The following is a 13,346-nucleotide window of genomic DNA, read 5'->3' as shown; positions in this document are numbered from 1 at the left end:
GTGGTTTCTACAGTGCACGCCACAAACATTTCCGTAAAGCGAAAGAGCAACTCGAGCGCTCACTCGTATACGCGTTCCGTGACCGTAAACAGAAAAAACGTGAATTCCGTAAATTGTGGATTATCCGTATCAATGCGGCATGCCGCCTAAACGGAATGAGCTATTCAGTATTCATGAACGGCCTTAAACGTGCTAACATCGAACTTGATCGCAAAATCCTTGCTGACATGGCTATGAATGATGCAGCGGCATTTACTGCCCTCACCGCTCAAGCTAAAGCAGCTCTGTAAATTCTAAACACTTCGGGGAATCTTTCCCGAAGCTCTCTTCTCTTCATTTAAAACTTATCCCAAAAAGGATACAACGACAAACCGCTCAAAGAGCGATTTATTGCTCGACTTTATACCCTTTGCTCTCAAGACACTTTTGACACTCTACGCTAATCGGAGCTTTTGATGCTTCTCCGGCGGCTTTTAGATCGTAGTAGCGGCACTCTTGAAAATCAGCACGCATTCGATCTTCGGTTGTTCCGGCAGGACAGATCATACCGTTGATGGTGATCTCTTTTTCAGCGCACCCGCTGAAGAGTAATAGAGCGGCTGTAATACCTAGGAAGAGAGTAGTTTTCATGATGTGTGGTCCTCTTTAAGTGAATTTTCGAACAGATAACGGTGATCTTCAGGTAGTGCATCGTAGACAGCACGGGCTAAATCACGAATTTCCCATAACGCCGCTTTATCACTGCGCAATGAAATAAAATTTTGAAGGCTCCGAGCATTGATCGACCATGTGAGTTCGGTCTTGTAGCTCTCCGGAAGGCAGTATTTCGCACGATCGTTACTGATACCGCTTGCAAGTACGGCACGGAGGTTTTCGAGCGCTCTGATACTCATTTCATCGACCATCTCTACGTCTGTCATGACCAGATATTTCTCAGCCCGTTCTTTGTGATCAATGCTAAAGGGAGCTTCATCTTTAAGTTCTTTGAGAGTATATCGGGTGCTTTTGACGCTAAGCGATGCCATACGATGTCGTGCAAGCTCTTGGAGGAGCGCTCGGCTGATCCCCTCGATATAGAAGTTATAAGCGATGTGTTCTAATGTCGAAGCATGCTTGAATTTATTGCCGACGCGGTCGATGAGCGCACGGTCGACTTCTCCTCCGTTATCGCTTTTATCGAAACTTTGCCAGCAGGTACGAATAGCGTCGGAACAAATAACAAGCGGTGTATAGTGATGTAGGGTTACTTTCATGGGCGTGTCTTTGGAAGTAATTTTGAGAGAGTATAGCGAAAAGAGATATATACTTTTCTTTTTAATAAGAAAAGTATCAAAAGAAAATTGCCCTCACAGCAAGACGCTATCGGTACGCCTTCGCACTACTGCGGGCGACCTCGCTCTTGGTGTGTTGTGAGGGCAGAATTTTTACATAACAAAAACGTGTGGAACGATAAGCGGATATTTTTTCATCTTGCGGTAGATATGTTTACGTACCACTTGGCGGAGATCGTTTTCCAACGCTTTGGGATTCTCGATAAGTCCCGGTTTCATATTGAGGAGGAAATGCTCTAGCACATCTTCCATCTCTGCAGCGAATGCTTTGTCATGGCGATCGGCAACAAGACCGAAGCTGGTAACCAGCGGTTTTGAGAGGAGGTGCGAATCGGCAGCACTCACTTGTGCGACCAATACTACCATCCCTTCTGCCGCCATTTTTTGACGATCGATGATAATATCATCTTCAATTTGGTGATTGTTTTGGTTGTCGATATAGGTTTTACCGGTTTTGACGGTTTTCGCTTTACGCATCATTTTGGTATTGACCTCGATACAGTCTCCATCGCTCATCAAGAGGATGTTACGTTCAGGGACACCACAGCTTACCGCTGTCTCTTTGTGCTTTTGAATATGGTTGTATTCTCCGTGCACCGGCAAGAAGAATTTTGGATTCGTGAGGCGGAGCATCAACTTTTGCTCTTCCATGCTCGCGTGACCCGATACGTGGATGTCGCGGTCGTTCGCAACTTTTGCACCGGCACGTTGAAGATAGTTGAGCATCCCAGAAATCGAGCCTTCATTCCCTGGAATTGCACGGGCTGAGAGGATGATCATATCGGTCGGTTTGATTTTGATGTGGCGGTGTTCGCCGATCGCCATACGGAAAAGGGCAGAACTCGGTTCCCCTTGGCTTCCGGTGGTGACAATGAGGACGTCTTTGTCACTCATGCGGTTTGCCTCTTCGGCATCGATGAAGATATTTTTAGGGAGTTTGATGTAATCGTACTGCATACATACTTCGAGATTGCGCTCCATCGAACGCCCGATAACACACACTTTACGGTTGTATTTCATCCCTGCCAAAATCGCTTGATAGACACGGTGGATGTTTGAGCTGAACGTCGACATAATGATGCGACCTTCCGATTTTGCAAAAAGACGATCAAATCCTGGGGCTACAGTCAACTCACTCGGCGTCCACTCTTTGTTGTATGAGTTGGTCGAATCGGAGAGGAGACATAAAACCCCTTTTTCTCCGTAGTATGCAAGTCGGTGTAAGTCGGCTGTGTACCCATCAACCGGCGTATGGTCGATTTTAAAGTCACCTGTATGGATGATGGTTCCCGCTTTGGTGGTGATTGCCAATGAAGAAGAATCGATAATGGAGTGGGTCATGTGCATCCACTCGATCTCGAAATCGTTTCCGATTTTGTACGGTACTCGTTTGACGATCGGATTGAAGTAGCGGCGGAAATCTCGCATGTGGTGTTCGTCGAATTTGTTGCCGATCATTGCCAACGGCAACGGCGTTCCGTAAATCGGGAATTGCATCTCTTTGAAAAAATACGGCACCCCTCCGATATGGTCTTCATGGGCGTGGGTGATGATGACGGCTACGATTTTTTTGCGGATTTCGCGTAAATAGGTGAAATCCGGAACGAGGATATCAACTCCGTGCATCTCTTCATCTGGAAAGCTCATTCCGATATCGATAACGATCGCTTCATTTTCGGTTTCGATAACGGTGATATTCCCGCCGATTTCACCAAGACCGCCCAGTGGGGTAATGCGCACTTTTTCGTTGTTATTGAGATCAAGTTTAAAATGCGGGTTCAGACGGCTTTTGTGTGCCTCTTGGTTTTGGAGGACGAAGTCGCGGAGATTGTTATCAATCGGAGTGCTCGGGCTTCCGCGACGTCCGCCGCGATTGCGGTCACGACCGCTGCGGTTTGATTCAGCGTCGGTAGCATTGTTTTCAGCCCCCTCCGGACGCTCTGTACGCGGCGGGCGGTTATCTTGGCGTGGGGGTCTGTTATCGTTGCGCGGCGGGCGGTTGTCTTGACGCGGTTCTGCGTTTTGGCGCTCAGCAGGAGCTCCTTCAGAACCTTCGGGACGGTTAGCGTTTCGGCTTCTGAAAGGGCGGCGGTTGTTTCGGCGCTGACGATTTTCACCTTGTGGTTGTGTGCTCGGTGCAGTTTGTTCATCGGACATACTATTTCCTTGTGTAACGCATAAAGCGTTAATGATTTTTGATGGTTTGAGGTGCTTTATATCCCTAGAAAAGCTATTGGATCAGGGTGTAAAGCCGGTGAAAGTCAGCGGTGCAGAGCTGATGAGGTCGGATGGTTTTTTCAAGCTCAAGCGTCTCAAAAGCTTGGGCTAAAAGGGTTCCATCATAGCGAGAGGAGAGATTTTTGTGGAGGGTTTTACGAGGCTGTGTGAAAGCCGCTCGTAAAAATTCTTCAAACCCTTCATCATTACGGTTCGTACGTTTAGAAATGAGCAGTACGCACGAATCGACTTTAGGAGCAGGATCGAATGCGGTAGGTGGAACGTGTAACACGATTTCCGCATCGCCCACACTCTGCGTTATGACGCTGAGTGCTCCGAAAGCTCTCTCTCCGGGTGTAGCGGAAAATTTTTCCGCCACTTCACGCTGTATCATGACAAGCAAGTTTTGGCACGCCGGATCGGCGAGGGCTTTAAGGATGATATTCGTCGCAATGTAATAGGGCAAATTCGCCACTAAATCGTACGGTTCATCCAAAAGCTCACTCTTCCAATGCTCCAAAACGTCTCCGCAATGGAGGGTTAGGGCGTTGGTAGCGATGGCATCGGCAAAATGGTGCTCCAAATGCTTGCACAAGTCGGTATCGACCTCAAAAGCGGTGACACTTTTGACATCAACTAAATACTTAGTTAAATCACCTAATCCAGGCCCGATTTCCGCGATACGATACGGGGTATCGGGCATCGATTGGATGATTTGTTGTAAAACACTCTCATCGTTTAAAAAGTTTTGGCCAAATTTTTTTTTGGCAATGGCGGCACGCTCTTTTTGCATTGGATCAATTATACCCAATAAAGTGTTAATTCCTTATTAAATCATAAAAAAAGTGAATTTGTATTCTTTTGAACTCATAGTGGCAGTGTTTAGAATTTATCGTTACTTTTGGTAATGGGGGATATACTTTCGGTATGATTGTACACAAGGTGTTAAATGGATAATTTTTTTGCAAAGCGGATTATTCCGTGTCTCGATGTCAAAGATGGGCGTGTCGTGAAGGGTGTGAATTTTGTCGGGCTCAAAGATGCCGGTGATCCTGTCGAAGTTGCCAAACGCTACAACGAAGAGGGGGCGGATGAACTGACCTTCCTTGACATCACCGCTTCTTGCGAAGAACGCGATACGATTGTTCATATCGTTGAACAGGTCGCCAAAGAAGTTTTTATCCCTCTCACCGTCGGAGGCGGCATTCGCAAGCTCGATGATATTTATAAACTGCTCAATGTCGGATGTGATAAAGTGAGTGTCAACTCCGCCGCGATCAAACGTCCCGAACTAATTGATGAAGGTGCAAAACGTTTCGGAAGCCAATGTATCGTCATTGCGATCGATGTGAAAAAGACTGGGGATCAATACAATGTCTATCTTAACGGCGGACGAGTCGATACGGGGATCAATGCCCTCGATTGGGCGCGCGAAGCGGTCGATCGTGGAGCTGGAGAGATTTTGCTCACCTCGATGGACGCCGACGGAACAAAAGCGGGCTTTGATCTCTCGATTACCGAACAAATCAGCCGTATGGTAAACGTTCCCGTTATCGCGAGCGGCGGTGCGGGGACGATGGAGCATATCAAAGAGGCGTTTGAACACGGTGCTGATGCGGCATTGGCAGCGAGTATTTTTCACTACAAAGAGATTGACATCATGGATCTCAAGCGCTACCTATCGGCTAACGGGATTCCGGTACGATTGTAGGAAAAAAATCAGTTATAATTAAAGCAAGTAATTTTTGAAAAGGAGGGGGCAATGCAAACATTGAGTTTAAAAATCGAAGATGATTTTTTTCCCCATTTCAAAGCAATAGTTGACAGTTTTGTCAAAGATAAAAAAGTACGGATCATAGAGAATGAATTACCTGCAAATGTGATCGTTAGTTGTGTCGAAGAGGTACATCGTCGTGTAGCGGAAGCGGAAAAACGGATTGCAAACGGGGAATATTATACTCAAGAAGAATCTGAAAAACTAATGGATGATTTTCTTGAAAATAAACTTGGCATTCAACGATGACAATCAAAAAGGACAAGAAGTATCTTCTTGCTCTCTTCGCCATCGTTCGATATATTGCGCAAGACAAACCATCCGCAGCAAAAGTATTTGCAAAAGAGCTTGATAACCATATTTTAAATCTAGTTCAGTTTCCCTATAAATATCGTCAGTCTCATTATTATGAGGATGAGAATTACCGCGATTTGACCTACAAAGGGTACACTCTGATATATAAAATCACTGAGGATGCAATACAGATTTTAGATATTTTTAAGTGGGTGGACAATAAATGATTCTTTGCGCCGGTAATAACGAGACGTTTGATTTTGCGACACCTATTGGGGTGGGGCTGATCGACAGTGCGATCAACCTTACACGCCATTGTTTGGTACACAAACCCGAATTTCTCCTCTTCGTCGGGAGTGCGGGAAGTTACGGCACCCATAAAATCAACGACATCATTGAGTCTAAAACGGCGGCTAACATCGAGTTAGGGTTTTTGGATCAGAATGCCTACACGCCTATCGATAACGTCGTTTCGGCACAAACAGAAGAGATCAAAGATGTTATCGTTAACTGCTCCAACTATATCACCACGAGTGAACGTGCGATGGAGCAAATGAGAGCACTCGGGATGGGGATTGAAAACATGGAGTTTTTCAGCGTTATGCGGGTCGCTCAAGTTTTCGGGATCCCCGCCGGAGGGGTGTTTTGTGTCACGAACTATTGTGATGCAAACGCTCACCGCGACTTTATCGCCAATCACGGATTTGCTAAAGTGCTACTCCGTGAACATTTAAAAGAAAAAGGGTTGATTCGTGGCTAAAAAATGTATCCTCGATTACACCAAAGCCGAACTCGCCAGCTCGGTAAAACCCTCGTTTCGCGCCAAACAGATATGGGGATGGATTTATCATCAGTACGCGATGAGTTTTGAGTCGATGCAAAATCTCCCCAAAGCGATGCGTGAAGAATTGAGTGAGCAATACGACATCATGCCGCTGAAAATCGTCCGCAAAGAGTGCTCTACCGATGGGACGATCAAATACCTCTTTGAGCTCAGCGACGGCAAAACGGTCGAAACGGTATGGCTCAAGATGAAAGACGAGTCTATCGACGATGAGGGGAACATCGAGCATGAAGCACGGTTTACCGTCTGTGTCTCGACGCAGGTGGGATGCAAAGTTGGATGTTCGTTCTGCCTTACGGCCAAAGGGGGATTTACCCGTGATCTGAGTGCCGGAGAGATCGTTGCGCAGGTGCTTGCAGTCAAGATGGATAACGGCCTAGCGGCGCATAGACGACTTAATATCGTCTACATGGGGATGGGGGAACCGCTCGATAACCTCGATAATCTCTCTAAAGCGATTACAATTCTCAAAGACGAAGAGGGGCTCTCCATTTCGGGGAAACGTCAGACGGTTTCGACGAGCGGGTTGAGTACGAAGATCGACAAACTCGCAGAGATGGATTTGGGTGTTCATATCGCCATCTCGCTTCATGCCGTGGATGATGAGCTCCGCACCGAACTCATCCCGATGAACAAAGCCTACAACATCGCCTCGATCATTGAGGCGGTGAAGCGGTTTCCGATCGATACCCGCAAACGGGTGATGTTTGAGTATCTCGTGATCAAAGGGAAAAATGATGATCTCACCTCCGCCAAAAAACTGGTCAAACTCTTGCACGGGATTAAATCCAAGGTCAATCTGATCTATTTCAACCCTTATCCGGGGAGCGACTATCAGCGTCCTACGAGAGAGGATATGGTGGCGTTTCAAGAGTATCTGATCAAACACGGAGTGCTTTGTACGATCCGTGATTCTAAAGGGTTGGACATCAGCGCGGCATGCGGACAATTAAAAGAGAAATCGTTAACTTAATTGGAGTATCCTTACGTCAAATTAGTTTCGTTTGGATGTAATCAGACGATCATAAGGAAATAATGTGAGTGGATCCGATTGGTTTCAAGTTATATTTTTAGCAATATTTGTCACGATCAGTGTGGGCGGATTCGTTTGGGTTGCGATTAAAAAAGATTAATCACCAACTGTCTTTAATTATAGCCTGAAATACATCATTATCGGAATGGAAAACATCTTCATGCTAATGGTGCCATTCTGCCCCCTATTTCCAATCTTCCTTTTGCGGTATAAATAAGGCATTGATTTTCTCTATGAGATCAAGCGGATCGGTTTGAATCCCGTGTACCATAAACCCAAAATGCAGATGAGGTCCGGTGATTCTGCCGGTATCTCCGCTGAGTGCAATGGTATCTCCTTGATGCACATAATCCCCCACTTTAACCTCATAGCGGCTCAGATGAAAATAGCAGCTGTACAACCCTTCTCCGTGATCGATGATGATAGTCCCCCCAGAGTAGTAACGATCTTCTGCTAAAACCACAATTCCCCCATTCGTCGCATGAACGGCAATCGGGGTTCTGGCTCTTAAATCAACTCCGCCGTGATAGCTTTGGAGTGTTCCGTTGTAGGTACGAGCAGAACCGTATTCGCTTGTGATGTTCGAATCAAGCGGCTTGATGAACGCTCTATCCCAATACCGTATGGGGGTGAAATGCTCATAAATCGCTTTTGCTTGTGAGCGTTCTCGCTCAATTCGCTCTAGTGCTTCAGGGGGAGGGGTGACTTTGGCGGGATCTACGCTCAAGGTTTCGATGGGATAAGACGCTATCTTGATACTCAATGGGATCGAAACTCTCTTCCCGGGTGCTATCCATGTAATGTTACTATCCCCTGCGGATGCATAATAATCGATTGGAAGAATAGCGATTCCCCGATTTTTATCGGTGGGATGAGCCAAAACACTGATGTTTAGATCGTGTGTTGAGAGGATACCGGATGGAGAGGGGAGTGTAATGAGGACACTTTTCCCGTTATATCCTATCTCTGCACACACTAATGAGGTCAAAAAAGAGAAAATTAGTAATAAACGCATTATCATTCCTAAACCTTGGTAAGTGCAATTGTAGCATTAACGGCATTTAAATGACGAGTATCGATATTTTATAAAAAGTTGTGCTATTATCAAATCGGATAGTTAGCAAGGGAGAGAGGAGGTGATATGAAAAAAGCTCGGATTTTGAGTTTTATGTTACTATTTTTTATCGCTTTGGTCGGTATCGTTTATTATGTGTACGTTACTAGACCCTCTGACACCTCAAAAATTCATATATCCAGTAATCCGTGGATCGGTTTTACCCCTTTTATCTATGCGCAGGAAAAAGGGTGGTTGGAAAAAACGTCTTTTAAATTTATATGGCTCGTTGATTTGGATCAAAATTCGCATTTGTTTGAACGAGGATTTACCCAAGGATTTACCGCAACACAATATGAATTGCTTCATTTTAATCAACGAGAGAAATCAAAACCGGTATTTTTGATCGATCGCTCCTACGGAGCCGATGCGATAGTCTCTAACCGATCGATAGAGGAATTGAAAAGTTCCAAAGAGGTTATTGATATCTATTTGGAACAAGGGACGCTGAATGACGACTTCTTGGATGCCTTTATCAAAGAAAAAAAGTTAAGTTCGCTCAAATTTCATAAAATCAATGCGTCGCAAAAAAATATTCTTTCGTTAAAAGAGAACAAAAAACCGATCATCATTATCTCCTATCAGCCCTATTTGTCAGCCCTTTTGAAAAAAGGGTATCAGCCTATAGCATCCACCCGTACCATGGAGTCCTTTTTTGTTATTGATGCACTGTTTGTGGATGAAAAAACTATCAAAGGGAGAGAAAAAGAGTTCATACAGCTAAAAAAGCTTTTTTCTGTGGCGGTTGAGCGGTTGCGTACAAATCCACACGAGTATTATGAAACCATCAAGGGGTATTTGGAGGGGCAAAGCTATGAAGAGTTCATGGCAACGACAACCCAGATAGAGTGGCTCCATCAGAAAAATGATCCTAAAATTATAGATCATTTACGTACGAAGCAGATTAAAACGGATGGGCTTATTCCGTGAAATTAGGACGGTTTAATCTACTCAATTTGGCCATTTTTTTTGTATTAATCGGATTATTGTCGGCTGTATTTTATTATGCTGAGCGTATTACTACGCTGCACTACATCTCTGAACGGATCAATCAAAATTTTTTCCAGCTCGAACAAATGATACAACAGGACCTTCAAGAAGGGCGGTTGGAAAATTTACAAGAGATATTGGATCAAACCGGAGCGATCGACAATGCGATCAGTGCTATTTCAATTTCGTTCGATGGAAAGACGATCGCGATTTCCTCTTCACGCTCTTTGTCCGGCAAAGCAATAGTCAAAGAGTATGCCCCTTTATCGGAAATTATGCAACGATTGGCCAAAGAAGAGACGCTGTGTTATTCGAGTGAATTAAAATATTTTTCGGGATCGGTCAAAAAAAATGCGTTCCTATTGATCGAATTAAACGGAGAGTATATTTTTGAGCGATTGAACCAAATCGCACTGTTTTATGGCGTGGCGCTCTTTTTGGTATTGGGCATTATTGCAATCGGTATTATGAAAGTCGTGAATCAGTGGATCACACAACCGCTGGAACAGATAACTCTCCGTGCAAGAGAAAAAAATCCCGTTGCTGAAGGCCATTTTATCGAAGAGCTGTTGATACTGGATCAAACGCTGTGTGATTCGGTGCATTCAATGCAAAAACAGCAAGTACGGCTCAAAGAAGCATTGGATGAATTATTGTATCTGGATGGGATATTGCGTACGGTAGCCGATATTAATCAGCTTTTGATCACCGCTAATAATGTTCATGAACTGCTTGTGTCCGCATGTCAGAGATTGGCAGAACATCCGGGATACGGACTGTGTCTTATTGCGTTAAAGGAAGAAAAAGCGCTGAGTATAAAAGCCCATTCATCCGATTCTACCGGATATGTGTATCCGAAAATGAAAATTTCATTGGAGGATGAACGGGAAAAAGAGAACCCGATGGTCAGAGCGATTCAGGAAGGTACTCCGATTATTATCGATCATGTGGAAACCCAAAAAGTATCTCAGGAGTGGTGTTTTATAGCGGAACGAGGTCCGTACGGTTCAGTTATATCGTTGCCACTGATCAGCTCGCTTGATACACTCCCTTTGGGTGTAATGACGTTGTGTATCAAAAGTTCCGAAGGGTTTAAACCAAAAGAGATTGCTATGCTTGAAGAACTGGCGGGAGATATTGGATTCGCGGTACACTCGTTTACTCAGCGAGAAGAGCTAAAATATCATTTAACCACCGATGCCAATACGAATCTTCCGAATCGTTTTTCGCTGGCGGAGACACTTTTACGAGAAAATATATACACACTTGGTATTATCAATATAGACCGATTCAGTGAGATAAACGAGGTATACGGGATAGAGATCGGCGATGCCGTTTTATCTATCTATGGTGAATGGTTGAGTTCAAAGATTCTTGCATTCAAAAAAATACAACTGTATAAACTCGGAAGTGATGAGTATGTGTTGGTGGCGGTTGATTGTAACGATATGGACCGCTTTGTTACTTTTTTGGAAGAGTTGGTCGATGCAACGCAAAAAGAACTATTTTTAGTTGATGACATCGGGATCAATCTGACGATCACCGTCGGAGTTGCACATGCTCATGCGCGTGGGCTTGAACATGCTGCGGTAGCATTGAAACAGGCAAAACGAAACCGCCACAGTTTGGAGATTTTTTCAAGCGAATCGAAGCAGGAACAAGAGAATAATATCGCATGGTACAAACGGATTAAAGAGGCGATTGAAGAGAAGCGCATTGTCCCCTATTTCCAACCGATAGTTGATAATAGCAACGGTAAGATTATCAAATACGAGGCATTGATACGCCTCCTTGAGAAAGAGGGTCATCCTGTTTCTCCGTACCTATTTTTAGAAGTCGCCAAGAAAACAAAACTGTATCCGGAACTAACAAAGATTATGATTGAACAGGTTGCTTCTCTCTTCGGAGGCAGCAGTATCCCCGTGAGCATCAATTTATCGATTCAAGATTTGACAAATCCTAACTTAGCAGATTATATAGAGCACCTCATTACTGCAAACAAGATGGAAAAAATGATTATTTTTGAAATCTTGGAGAGCGAAGGGATTGAGAATTATGATGCAGTTATCGAGTTTGTAGATCGGTTCAGGTCGATAGGATGTCATTTTGCTATTGATGATTTCGGATCAGGATACTCAAACTTTGACCATTTGCTGAAACTCAGTATCGATACGTTGAAAATTGATGGGAGTTTGATTAAAAATCTTCCACATGATCGCAATGCACAAATTATCGTCAAGCATATCTGTGATTTCGCACATGAAATGGGGATTGGGGTCGTTGCCGAGTTTGTTGCCAATGAAGATATTTTCAATCAGGTAAAAGCGATCGGAATTGATGCCTCGCAAGGGTATTATTTTTATGAGCCTTCCCCAAACTTGATTGAACGGGGTGAATGAGCATGGGTAGCAGCTATATCGGACGTCAGCCGATCGTAGACCAACGGGGGGCACTTGTTTTTTACGATCTTTTTTCTTCGATCCAGAATGTTAACGCTCAAGCAACCGCAACACTCATCAATAATTTACAAACATCGTTCGGAATTGATCGGATGCTAGGCAAGAGGGTTGGACTGATTCGAGTCGATCACCGATTTATTTTTCACGGACTATTTGCCCTTTTACCCAAAGAGAGGATCATATATTCGGTTCTTGAAGATAGTGTTGTGGATGCTGCTTTGTCTCTCCAGCTTGAAAAACTTAAAAGGGAGGGGTATCGATTTGCTTTGAATGATTTTGCCTATACGCCGGAGAACATTGCAAAATTCTCTCCGATTCTTCCCTATTTGGAGTGCGTCAAGATCGATATACCGAGAAGCCCTGAACTGAGTTGTGATGATATTGAATTTTTATATCAAAAAGATCTAACAGTAATTGGGGCAAAAGTTGAGACGCATGAAATGCACGCGGAATGTGTCAGCAAAGGGATAAAGTATTTTCAAGGGTATTTTATCTCTAAACCCAAAACGATTAAAAACGCCTCTTTCTCCGTCGATCACGGTGCCGTCGTGCAACTATGGAATATGCTGCAATCCGATGCCGATATCGACCAATTGGTGAAAGCGTTTGAATTGAATCATATGATCAGTTTGAAATTGATCCGTTTTATCAATTCCGCTGTATTTTCTCTGAAAAATCCTGTTTCATCGATACGTCATGTGTTGACATTGATGGGCCGAGAGTCTCTATCTCGATGGATTATGATGCTTTTATTCTCCGAAACGCAAGGCTCGGATGAAAACAACATCCCATTGATGCTTATGGTCGTCAACCGCACGGAGCTGATGACACAGCTTTTAGAATTGATTGAGCCGAATGCGACAAAATCGCAAAAAGCGACGGCATATTTTGTAGGGATGCTCTCTTTGATCCATTTACTCTTCAATCTTCCCCATCGCGAAATTTTGAGACGTTTGAATGTTGCACCTGACATTGAACGGGCATTATTCGAAGGGGATGGGTTTTACGGCGAATTATTAACGATGGTACGCTCGATCGAGATGCTTGATTCAGAAGGGATTGAAGTGTTTTTGAATAAGCATGCATTGGAATACAGTGTGTTGGAACCGTTGATCGCTTCTGCGATGGAAAAAGTAAATCAGTTTGATGAGGCGATGGGGTAAATGTTAGAATTGAAAAATTTGATTGATTTTTAAAGAAGAGAAAGATACCGAAGCCCATATAAATAAGGGTTTTTCGATGGTGCGGATGAAAGGACTTGAACCTTCACACCGTGAGGCACCAGATCCT

At 44.2% G+C, this 13,346-nt stretch carries 14 protein-coding genes; 9 read left to right on the top strand and 5 right to left on the bottom strand.

Annotated elements, in window-relative coordinates; translation table 11 throughout:
- Positions 1–290: 50S ribosomal protein L20 (gene rplT, locus JHC35_RS04310; RefSeq protein ID WP_295042346.1), on the top strand; the 290-nt coding region annotated here is incomplete at its 5' end.
- 97 nt (positions 291–387) lie between these two features.
- Here the strand turns inward: rplT and JHC35_RS04305 are convergent.
- The 4 genes from JHC35_RS04305 to rsmA all read right to left on the bottom strand — a co-directional run bounded on the left by JHC35_RS04305 (position 388) and on the right by rsmA (position 4,341).
- Positions 388–630: a hypothetical protein gene (locus tag JHC35_RS04305; protein WP_295042344.1), complete on the bottom strand. Its 243-nt coding sequence runs from the start codon at positions 628–630 to the stop codon at positions 388–390.
- Positions 627–1,253: an FAD-dependent thymidylate synthase gene (gene thyX / locus JHC35_RS04300; protein ID WP_295042342.1), complete on the bottom strand. Its 627-nt coding sequence runs from the start codon at positions 1,251–1,253 to the stop codon at positions 627–629. Before thyX ends, JHC35_RS04305 begins: the two co-directional genes overlap by 4 nt.
- A gap of 171 nt (positions 1,254–1,424) precedes the next feature.
- Positions 1,425–3,488, bottom strand: a complete 2,064-nt coding sequence (locus tag JHC35_RS04295; protein ID WP_295042340.1) for a ribonuclease J — start codon at positions 3,486–3,488, stop codon at positions 1,425–1,427.
- 73 nt (positions 3,489–3,561) lie between these two features.
- Positions 3,562–4,341: a 16S rRNA (adenine(1518)-N(6)/adenine(1519)-N(6))-dimethyltransferase RsmA gene (gene rsmA, locus JHC35_RS04290; protein WP_295042338.1), complete on the bottom strand. Its 780-nt coding sequence runs from the start codon at positions 4,339–4,341 to the stop codon at positions 3,562–3,564.
- Positions 4,342–4,497: 156 nt separating this feature from the next.
- Here rsmA and hisF point away from each other — a divergent pair, with 156 nt between their 5' ends.
- The 5 genes from hisF to rlmN are packed head-to-tail and all read left to right on the top strand — an operon-like array spanning position 4,498 to position 7,433.
- Positions 4,498–5,259 (top strand): imidazole glycerol phosphate synthase subunit HisF, encoded by a 762-nt coding sequence (hisF, locus tag JHC35_RS04285; protein ID WP_295042336.1) that lies wholly within the window; start codon positions 4,498–4,500, stop codon positions 5,257–5,259.
- Between the two features lie 51 nt (positions 5,260–5,310).
- A complete protein-coding gene (locus tag JHC35_RS04280; RefSeq protein WP_295042334.1) occupies positions 5,311–5,571 on the top strand; it encodes a hypothetical protein in 261 nt (86 codons plus the stop codon).
- The gene (locus JHC35_RS04275; RefSeq protein WP_295042332.1) at positions 5,568–5,843 is read left to right on the top strand and encodes a type II toxin-antitoxin system RelE/ParE family toxin; all 276 of its coding nucleotides are present in this window, start codon (positions 5,568–5,570) and stop codon (positions 5,841–5,843) included. The genes JHC35_RS04280 and JHC35_RS04275 overlap by 4 nt, the downstream gene beginning before the upstream one ends.
- Positions 5,840–6,376 (top strand): purine-nucleoside phosphorylase, encoded by a 537-nt coding sequence (locus tag JHC35_RS04270; protein ID WP_295042330.1) that lies wholly within the window; start codon positions 5,840–5,842, stop codon positions 6,374–6,376. Before JHC35_RS04275 ends, JHC35_RS04270 begins: the two co-directional genes overlap by 4 nt.
- Positions 6,369–7,433 carry a 23S rRNA (adenine(2503)-C(2))-methyltransferase RlmN gene (gene rlmN, locus JHC35_RS04265; protein WP_295042327.1) on the top strand — a complete coding sequence of 355 codons (1,065 nt, stop codon included), beginning with the start codon at positions 6,369–6,371 and terminating at the stop codon, positions 7,431–7,433. Before JHC35_RS04270 ends, rlmN begins: the two co-directional genes overlap by 8 nt.
- A gap of 244 nt (positions 7,434–7,677) precedes the next feature.
- Here rlmN and JHC35_RS04260 read toward each other — a convergent pair whose 3' ends face one another.
- Complete coding sequence (locus JHC35_RS04260; RefSeq protein ID WP_295042326.1) at positions 7,678–8,508, bottom strand: M23 family metallopeptidase; 831 nt, start codon at positions 8,506–8,508, stop codon at positions 7,678–7,680.
- 126 nt (positions 8,509–8,634) lie between these two features.
- Here JHC35_RS04260 and JHC35_RS04255 point away from each other — a divergent pair, with 126 nt between their 5' ends.
- The 3 genes from JHC35_RS04255 to JHC35_RS04245 are packed head-to-tail and all read left to right on the top strand — an operon-like array spanning position 8,635 to position 13,219.
- A complete protein-coding gene (locus JHC35_RS04255; protein WP_295042324.1) occupies positions 8,635–9,537 on the top strand; it encodes a hypothetical protein in 903 nt (300 codons plus the stop codon).
- A complete protein-coding gene (locus JHC35_RS04250) occupies positions 9,534–11,996 on the top strand; it encodes a GGDEF domain-containing protein (RefSeq protein ID WP_295042322.1) in 2,463 nt (820 codons plus the stop codon). The genes JHC35_RS04255 and JHC35_RS04250 overlap by 4 nt, the downstream gene beginning before the upstream one ends.
- A gap of 2 nt (positions 11,997–11,998) precedes the next feature.
- A complete protein-coding gene (locus JHC35_RS04245; RefSeq protein WP_295042320.1) occupies positions 11,999–13,219 on the top strand; it encodes an HDOD domain-containing protein in 1,221 nt (406 codons plus the stop codon).
- Positions 13,220–13,346: the final 127 nt, after the last annotated feature.

Origin of the sequence: Sulfuricurvum sp. (assembly GCF_022759005.1) — a bacterium.
In the GTDB taxonomy this organism is placed as follows: domain Bacteria; phylum Campylobacterota; class Campylobacteria; order Campylobacterales; family Sulfurimonadaceae; genus Sulfuricurvum.
Note: the sequence above shows the minus strand (reverse complement) of the source record. Positions and strands in the feature narration are given on the sequence as shown.

Bases quoted from the DNA above. Each gene is read 5' to 3' on its own strand.
- JHC35_RS04305 (WP_295042344.1), bottom strand. From the start codon at position 630: ATGAAAACTACTCTCTTCCTAGGTATTACAGCCGCTCTATTACTCTTC.
- thyX (WP_295042342.1), bottom strand. From the start codon at position 1,253: ATGAAAGTAACCCTACATCACTATACACCGCTTGTTATTTGTTCCGAC.
- JHC35_RS04295 (WP_295042340.1), bottom strand. From the start codon at position 3,488: ATGTCCGATGAACAAACTGCACCGAGCACACAACCACAAGGTGAAAAT.
- rsmA (WP_295042338.1), bottom strand. From the start codon at position 4,341: ATGCAAAAAGAGCGTGCCGCCATTGCCAAAAAAAAATTTGGCCAAAAC.
- hisF (WP_295042336.1), top strand. From the start codon at position 4,498: ATGGATAATTTTTTTGCAAAGCGGATTATTCCGTGTCTCGATGTCAAA.
- JHC35_RS04280 (WP_295042334.1), top strand. From the start codon at position 5,311: ATGCAAACATTGAGTTTAAAAATCGAAGATGATTTTTTTCCCCATTTC.
- JHC35_RS04275 (WP_295042332.1), top strand. From the start codon at position 5,568: ATGACAATCAAAAAGGACAAGAAGTATCTTCTTGCTCTCTTCGCCATC.
- JHC35_RS04270 (WP_295042330.1), top strand. From the start codon at position 5,840: ATGATTCTTTGCGCCGGTAATAACGAGACGTTTGATTTTGCGACACCT.
- JHC35_RS04260 (WP_295042326.1), bottom strand. From the start codon at position 8,508: ATGCGTTTATTACTAATTTTCTCTTTTTTGACCTCATTAGTGTGTGCA.
- JHC35_RS04255 (WP_295042324.1), top strand. From the start codon at position 8,635: ATGAAAAAAGCTCGGATTTTGAGTTTTATGTTACTATTTTTTATCGCT.
- JHC35_RS04245 (WP_295042320.1), top strand. From the start codon at position 11,999: ATGGGTAGCAGCTATATCGGACGTCAGCCGATCGTAGACCAACGGGGG.